Origin of the sequence: Brachyspira sp. (genome assembly GCF_050873525.1) — a bacterium.
Classification (GTDB): Bacteria; Spirochaetota; Brachyspiria; order Brachyspirales; family Brachyspiraceae; genus Brachyspira.
On record NZ_JBNMIZ010000122.1, the window covers coordinates 1 to 7,864 of the forward strand.

Here is a 7,864-nt window from a genome sequence, read left to right on the forward strand (position 1 = left end):
AATCTAAAAGTCGATAAATAGAAAGTAATAATTGTTATTTGATTAAGTTATTTGTTTTTTGAGAATTTAATAAAAATTGTAAAGTAGATAACAACAGGCTTTCGCTATGCGTCCCTTTTGGAAGCCCATTGCTATTAAGAAGTGGATTGCCACGACTTCTTACGAAGTCTCGCACACTCTGTGTGCCTAACGGCAATGACGCTTTAGGACGGTTTAATTAAATTTATAAAAAAATATTTGACTTTTCAAAAATAATTGTTATCATATGTATAGAAAATTTAAAAAAAAGTCGATAGGCGAAAGAAATAGCCAAACGGCGAGGAGAATTTCATGACAATAATTAATGCAGTTAAAAAGGAAAGGAAAGGAAAGGAAAGGAAAGGAAAGGAAAGGAAAGGAAAGGAAAGGAAAGGAAAGGAAAGGAAAGGAAAGGGCTTATTATATCTAATAGCCATTGCGGTTTTAATTTCAATAGTGTTCATTGCATGTAAAAAGAAACCAACGGGAATGAACGACTTTGAAACCGATATTATAGACATTTCCCAAGATACAATCGATAAAAACAACCCAACGGCAGATAAAACAGGCGGTTCAGCAGGTAATAATGGTAATACACTTACAGACGAAGAAATAAAGAAGTTAGGAGATAATATAAGTTCTTACAATTTTAGAGGATATTATTTTGAATCCGAAGACGGAAAAGTTAAGGCTCAAGTTGTAAGAATGGGCGATGGCTCTGGCAGTATTATTAACGCTTTAAAGCTTAAAACAGAAACGGATAGTCGAACTTACGAACTTCCAAGCGCTAGAAACGCTAATAATACGAGTGCTGGTTATCGTGTTTTTGAATGTCCGCTTCTTACCAACAGAAATGTTAGAACAGAAGCCACATTTTATAACGGCGGTAAATTAACTTTAAAACTTCAAAATAGCGCAGGAACAAGTTATACGCTAACGCTTGCATTAAAAGGTAAATTTTTAGATAGTTCAGATGATAGTAAAACAATAGATAAGATAGGATAAGGAAAAAGTTAATTAGACAATATATAAAAAGTTTGCTTTATCATAGGAGGATGTCGAAACGGCGTCCTCTTTTTTTGTAGTATAAGCAATACAAATAAAATAGATTGCCTCGTTTTATTTTGTTCTACTTAAATATTAAATAATCATAAAAATAAAAAGGCTCGCATATAATCAAATATGCAAGCCTAAAACTTCAAAAGATTATCTTTATTTTATCTTTTTTTAGAAGTAGTTTTTTTCTTTGAAGTCGTTTTTTTAACCGTAGATTTTTTAGCCGCGGATTTTACCGTTTTACTCGCTTTTTTCACAGCTTTCTTTATATCTTTAGAGGCTTTTTTAACCGCTTTATTCACGGTTTTTTTGACGCTTTTCTTTAACTCATTTTTTTGATTTATAACGCCTTGAGCAGCCGCAAGTCTCGCAATAGGAACTCTATAAGGAGAACAGCTTACATAATTCAAACCTATATTATGGCAGAACATAACGGTCGCAGGGTCGCCTCCATGCTCTCCGCATATTCCTATTGTAAGTTTTTTATTTGTAGCTCTTCCTTTACTTACCCCTATTTTCAAAAGCTCTCCAATTCCTTCTTGGTCTAAAGATTGGAAAGGGTCTTTTTCGTAAATCTCTTTATCGACATAATCTTTTAAGAATTTGCCCGCATCGTCTCTTGAGAAACCGCCGCCCATTTGAGTCAAGTCGTTAGTTCCGAATGAGAAGAATTCCGCTTCCGTGGCAATTTTGTCGGCAACTAAAGCGGCTCTCGGAACTTCTATCATAGTTCCAACTTTATAAGAAACTTTAACTCCTTCTTTTTCAAATACTTCTTCGGCTATTTTGATTATTCTGTCTTTAATAATTTTTAGCTCTTTCAAAGTTCCAACCAAAGGAATCATTATTTCTGGATGAACTTTAACTCCGTCTCTGCTCACTTTAACCGCAGCTTCTATTATCGCTCTTGCCTGCATATCGTATATTTCTGGATAAGTTATTCCAAGTCGGCATCCTCTATGTCCGAGCATAGGATTAGCTTCAGTCAAACCGTCTCTTATCGCTCTTAATTTGTCGAAAGGAACTCCCATATCGCTTGAAAGTTCTTCAAGTTGAGAATCTTCATGAGGAATGAATTCATGCAAAGGAGGGTCCAAAAGTCTAACCGTTACAGGATAGCCGTCCATCGCTTTAAATATTCCTATAAAATCTTCCATTTGCATTGGGAATAAATTATTCAAAGCTTCGTCATAAAGTCTTTTTGGTTCTCTGTAAGCATTTTGAAGTTCGCTAACCAAATTATTTTTTCCCATTTTTTCCGCTTCGTTTATTTGAGCCTGCAATTGTTTAACATCTTCTGCAACGAGTATTAACTGTCTAACGCTTTTGATTCTGTCGGCGTTAAAAAACATATGTTCCGTTCGGCATAATCCGATTCCTTCCGCTCCGAAACTTCGCGCTATTTGAGCGTCATGAGGAGTGTCGGCATTTGTATGAACTTCCAATTTTCTTATATCGTCAGCCCATTTCATAAGTTTTTTGAAGTCTTCGGACATTTCCGCTTCTTTAGTCGCAACTTGTCCGAGCATTACCTCTCCCGTAGAACCGTCTATTGAAATATAATCTCCTTCGTGAACGGTTTCATTTCCGACTTTCATGATTTTTTCAGAATAATCAATATCCAAAGCGCTACATCCCGCAACGCAGCATTTACCCATTCCTCTCGCGACTACCGCTGCATGAGATGTCGCTCCTCCTCTTGCCGTCAAAATACCTTCGGCGGCATTCATACCTTTAATATCTTCAGGGCTTGTTTCTATTCTAACGAGTATTACATTTTCTCCCGCTTCTTTTTGTTTTTCCGCTCTGTCCGCCGCAAATACCACTTTACCAACCGCCGCTCCTGGTGAAGCGTTTAATCCTTTTGCCAAAATCGTAGCAGTTTTTTTAGCGTTAGGGTCGAAAGTAGGATGCAAAAGTTGGTCCAAATCGGAAGGATTTACTCTTAATATAGCTTCTTCTTTTGAAATTATTTTAGCTTCGGCAAGTTCAACCGCTATTCTAACCGCAGCGGCAGCCGTTCTTTTTCCGTTCCTTGTTTGAAGCATATAGAGTTTGCCTTCTTGAATCGTAAATTCCATATCCTGCATATCGCTGTAATATTTTTCTAATTGATTTTTATAACTTACAAGCTGTTTATAAACATTAGGCATAACTTCTTCGAGAGAAGGATATTTTTCTTTTCTATCAGTTTCGATTACATTATTATTTTTCGCCCAATCCAAACTTCCTTCGAGCGTGATTTCTTGAGGAGTTCTTATTCCCGCAACTACATCCTCTCCTTGAGCGTTAATTAAAAATTCTCCGTAGAATTTATTTTCGCCCGTAGCTGGATTACGAGAAAAACATACTCCTGTAGCCGAAGTGTCTCCCATGTTTCCGAATACCATCGCCTGAACATTAACCGCAGTTCCCAAAAGATTTCTTATATCGTTTAATTTTCTGTAGGCTTCCGCTCTTGGATTATTCCAGCTCCTAAACACCGCGTTTATCGCATGCCATAATTGAACTTTAGGCTCTTCTGGAAAATCTTCGCCCATTTCTCTTTTATACATTTCTTTATATTTAACTACGACTTCTTTCAAATCGTCCACATTCAAATCGGTATCTTTAACTTCTTTTTCTGGTTTGCCGACTCTGGCAGCTATAGAATGTTTTGCATTGTCTAATATTTCCTCGAATTTATCGTGGTCGACTCCCATAGCGACATCTCCGAACATTTGAATAAATCTTCTGTAAGCGTCCCATGCGAATCTTGGATTATTAGTTTTCTTTATCATTCCATTAACGACTTTTTCGTTGATGCCCAAATTAAGTATTGTGTCCATCATACCTGGCATTGAAATTGCCGCTCCCGAACGAACCGAAACCAATAAAGGCTTTTCTTCGTTTCCGAATTCCATATTCATAGCCTTTTCAAGTTTCTTGATATTTTCGTCTACGAGTTTTTCCAAACCTTTTGGATACGATTTATTTTTTGAATAATAATCGCATACTTCGGTAGTGATTGTAAAACCCGCTGGAACTGGAACTTTGCTTTCCGTCATTTGAGCCAAACCCAAACCTTTTCCGCCCAAAAGCGCTTTGGTTTCTTTAGCTCCTTCCGACTTACCGTTCCCAAAAAAGTAAACCATTTTTTTTGATGCCATAATAAGCCCCCGTTAAAAGTAATTTTAAATTTTTTTGTTAATAATATTATAATCTTTATTTTCTTTATTGTCAATTTTATTTTAAAAAATTTATTAAAAAAATTTTTAAAAAAAATTAATCAAATATAACTATGAATGCGATTAAAATTTTAGAACGAATAAGTCGACTATTAAATATAACGATTTTTAATATATACTTAATTTTAAATTATTGTATAATATTATTATGAGAAAACGAGGAATTATAAATTATTATGAGAGATAAAATATATAGTCTTTTATTTTTGTTATTTTCGTTAATTATCGTATTAAATTGTCAAAGTTCCGTAGTCATATATTCAAAAAATCAAAGAAACGAGCGAGAAGAAAGAAATACTAATAATACGGAGCGAAACAATACGAGGACAAATAATATTTTGACGAATCAAATTCAAACTAACATCGCGCCTACGATTCAAATTACTTATCAATATCAATTAACCGCAAGAGGAAAAGTTTTAATAATTCCAGAAAATATTTTATTCGAGCAAAACAGCGATAGAGTCAATGCCAACAGATACGGAAGAACGATAATTTATGTTTCTTCTTTATTGGGGTTGACAAATATAATGAATATAATAGTCGAAGGACATACGGACGGCTCGGGAAGAGAAACTACAAACCCTTCGTTTTATAATTTAAGCCGAACGAACGATATATTATATTTATACGAAAACAGAGGAAACGAATCCGATTTGTCATATTTGCGGGCTAGAGCGGTATCGTCATATTTAACAAATGTTATGAGAACGAAATTAATAAATATAGGCGTTCAGAATTTAATCAATCCTTACGATGATGACGCTTTGAATAGAAGAGTCGAATTTATTATTATAGAAAATTCCAACGATATTAATATTTATAATAATTATTTCAGAAATAATTGATTTTAAAAAATATATTTCCATGTATTTGGCAACAGCGATAGCTAAATAAAAAACCGAGCCTTTAATCAATAAAGATAAAGAACTCGGTTTTATTCTAAAAATAATATAAATTATTTTTTAGGCTTATTTGAACTATTGGCATTATTAGGATAATTAACATTCATTTGTTTTCCTCTATTTCCTTGATTTTGGTCATAGGTTCTATTTGTGCCAGCAGTTCCTTTGTTAGGATTTTTTATATCCGCTCTGTGATTTTTGCCCATATTCTCACCTCCCTTTTTCAAATAAACTTCTTACTATTAATTTACTTTAGTCATAGTGAATGTATAACCATCGTCAAAATCGTAAATACCATATTTAGAATTTTTTGTCAATAGTTGAAAATAAAAAATTCGTTATTGTAAGCGTGAATGTTTTTTAATCCTATACTTTTTAAGCATAATTAGTTATAAAACAAAAGTATTTGCTTTAAAATAAAATAATAAATATATTTTCTATAAATAATAATTAAAAAGAGGTTATCATGAAACATAACAAAAAAATTAAAATCATTACTTTAACCTTAACCGCAATAATTTTAGTTGCTGGTTTTGGAATCTATTTATTTAATACGGAGGATAAAATGAAAACATCGAATAATTTAGAAAGTATGGAAGCTATTGAATTGGAAGAAAATAATATTGATTCTATTCAAAGCTATACTCAATTTTCCGACAATCTCATTTTAATAAGAGGCGGTTCTTTCAATATGGGAAGTTCACTTAACGAAAGACAGAGAGATAGAGACGAAGCGCAGCATACTGTGACTATAAATTCTTTTTATGTTGACCCTTATGAAGTGACTCAAAAAGATTATAGAGAGATAATGGGAAATAATCCGAGTCATTTTTCGGGCGATAATCTTCCCGTTGAAAATGTAACTTGGTTTGACGCGATAAATTATTGCAATAGATTAAGCGAAAGACGAGGGCTTACTCCAGTTTATACTATAGAAGGAAGCACGGTTCGATGGAATAGAAACGCCAACGGATACAGACTTTTAACGGAAGCCGAGTGGGAATATGCGGCGAGAGCGGGAACGACTACCGTATTCAATAACGGAAATCAAATAACGAGCGCAAACGCCAACTTTTACGGAAGCTATCCTTATTTAATAGAAGAAAATTATGTAAACAGAAAAGATTCAAGCGTTGTAACGAGCAGTTATAGAGGCGGCACGATTAATGTTAATAGCCTGCCCGCAAATCAGTTCGGACTCTATAATATGCATGGAAATGTTTCTGAATGGTGTTTCGATTATTACGGAGATTACGACACGAGAAATGCAACAAATCCAGCGGGAGCAGTTAGCGGTTCGCTCAGAGTAAATAGGGGAGGAGGTTATAACGATTTTGGAAAACATTTAAGGAGCGCGTATCGTTCGGCTACAAATCCTATGGATAAAGACCAAAATTTGGGATTTCGTATAGCGAGAAATTCTCAAGCGATAAACGATACTATAACTACAACCTACTCTTTGAATATTAGAGCGCCGCAGAATCCGAAAATATTAATCGCTTATTTTTCCTATAGCGGAAACACTAAAAACGCGGCGGAAATTATTCGACAAAAAACGGGAGGAGATTTATTTGAAATAAGAATGGAAAGACCTTACCGCGGGAATATTTACGAAGTCTCTCAAATAGATTTAAATAGAAATACTCGCCCTAGATTAAACGGCAGAGTTCAAAATATGGAACAATACGATATTATACTTTTGGGATATCCTACTTGGTGGGCTACAATGCCGATGCCGATTTTTACTTTTGTCGAAGGATACGATTTAAAAGGAAAAATTATTATTCCTTTCAGCAGTCATGGAGGAACTATGTTTGGAGACAGCGTTTCGGATTTATCAAAATTGGTTAAAGATTCTTATGTCGGTTTCGGACTCGAATTCAATTATTCGGGCGGAAGAGGACTTTCGGGCAGAATTTCCGAATGGCTTGCGGAAAACGGAGTTAGAGAAAGAAATTAAAAATGAAAAGAAAAATAAAAATTCTAATCGATATAATAATGTTTATTATATTCGTATATTTAATGAGTTATAGAGCGGGCGGAGGATTATTCCTGCATGGAGTTTGTGGATGCATTCTATTTGCCCTCTTTATAATTCATCATTTATTAAATATTCGCTGGTATGCGGGACTCGGGAAAGGAAAATATAATTGGACAAGAAAATCTTTTGCCGTGATAGATTTTATTTTGCTTGGTATTATGATTTTAATGGCTATAAGTTCCGTAATGATGTCGGGAAGCGTTTTTGCGTTTTCTCCTTTCATAGCGACTCAATTTGCAAGAGATTTGCATGTTTCGTCTACCGCTTGGGGATTTATTTTTATGGGACTGCATTTGGGACTTCATACAAATTCGTCATTCAAAAAACTTGTTAGAATTATAAAAGAAAAGAATAAAAAATATTTGCTTTATTTATATCGTTTTTTATTTTTTATATTTCTTGTTTTGGGAATATTTTATTTTATTAAGAGCCAGCTTTGGAAATCAATGTTTATGATTCCGAAAGAATTTTATAATTTTAATCTTGCGATTTTTTATATCGAATATTCTATTATCACTTTTGCAATTTGTCAGATTTTTTATTTATTTAGTAATTTTATGAATAAAAAATAAAGTTTATAAAAATTTATTTTAATTTATAAATAATTTATATATAAT

Annotated in this window: 6 protein-coding genes; 4 read left to right on the forward strand and 2 right to left on the reverse strand. The window is 33.8% G+C overall.

Annotated elements, in window-relative coordinates; all coding sequences use genetic code 11:
• Positions 1–330 precede the first annotated feature (330 nt).
• Positions 331–1,023, forward strand: coding sequence for a hypothetical protein (locus ACR0QS_RS08700; RefSeq protein ID WP_432633048.1), 693 nt, complete (start codon positions 331–333; stop codon positions 1,021–1,023).
• Positions 1,024–1,235: 212 nt separating this feature from the next.
• On the opposite strand, the gene ppdK is transcribed toward ACR0QS_RS08700, so the two are convergent.
• Positions 1,236–4,223: a pyruvate, phosphate dikinase gene (gene ppdK / locus ACR0QS_RS08705; protein WP_432633049.1), complete on the reverse strand. Its 2,988-nt coding sequence runs from the start codon at positions 4,221–4,223 to the stop codon at positions 1,236–1,238.
• Positions 4,224–4,477: 254 nt separating this feature from the next.
• On the opposite strand from ppdK, the gene ACR0QS_RS08710 reads away from it, so the two are divergent.
• The gene (locus tag ACR0QS_RS08710) at positions 4,478–5,149 is read left to right on the forward strand and encodes an OmpA family protein (RefSeq protein WP_432633050.1); all 672 of its coding nucleotides are present in this window, start codon (positions 4,478–4,480) and stop codon (positions 5,147–5,149) included.
• A 110-nt stretch (positions 5,150–5,259) separates the two neighbouring features.
• Here the strand turns inward: ACR0QS_RS08710 and ACR0QS_RS08715 are convergent, their stop codons facing one another.
• Positions 5,260–5,412: a hypothetical protein gene (locus ACR0QS_RS08715; protein WP_432633051.1), complete on the reverse strand. Its 153-nt coding sequence runs from the start codon at positions 5,410–5,412 to the stop codon at positions 5,260–5,262.
• A gap of 260 nt (positions 5,413–5,672) precedes the next feature.
• Between ACR0QS_RS08715 and ACR0QS_RS08720 the strand changes: the two genes are divergently transcribed.
• Positions 5,673–7,166: a flavodoxin gene (locus tag ACR0QS_RS08720; protein ID WP_432633052.1), complete on the forward strand. Its 1,494-nt coding sequence runs from the start codon at positions 5,673–5,675 to the stop codon at positions 7,164–7,166.
• Between the two features lie 2 nt (positions 7,167–7,168).
• Positions 7,169–7,819 carry a DUF4405 domain-containing protein gene (locus ACR0QS_RS08725; RefSeq protein ID WP_432633053.1) on the forward strand — a complete coding sequence of 217 codons (651 nt, stop codon included), beginning with the start codon at positions 7,169–7,171 and terminating at the stop codon, positions 7,817–7,819.
• Positions 7,820–7,864 lie beyond the last annotated feature (45 nt).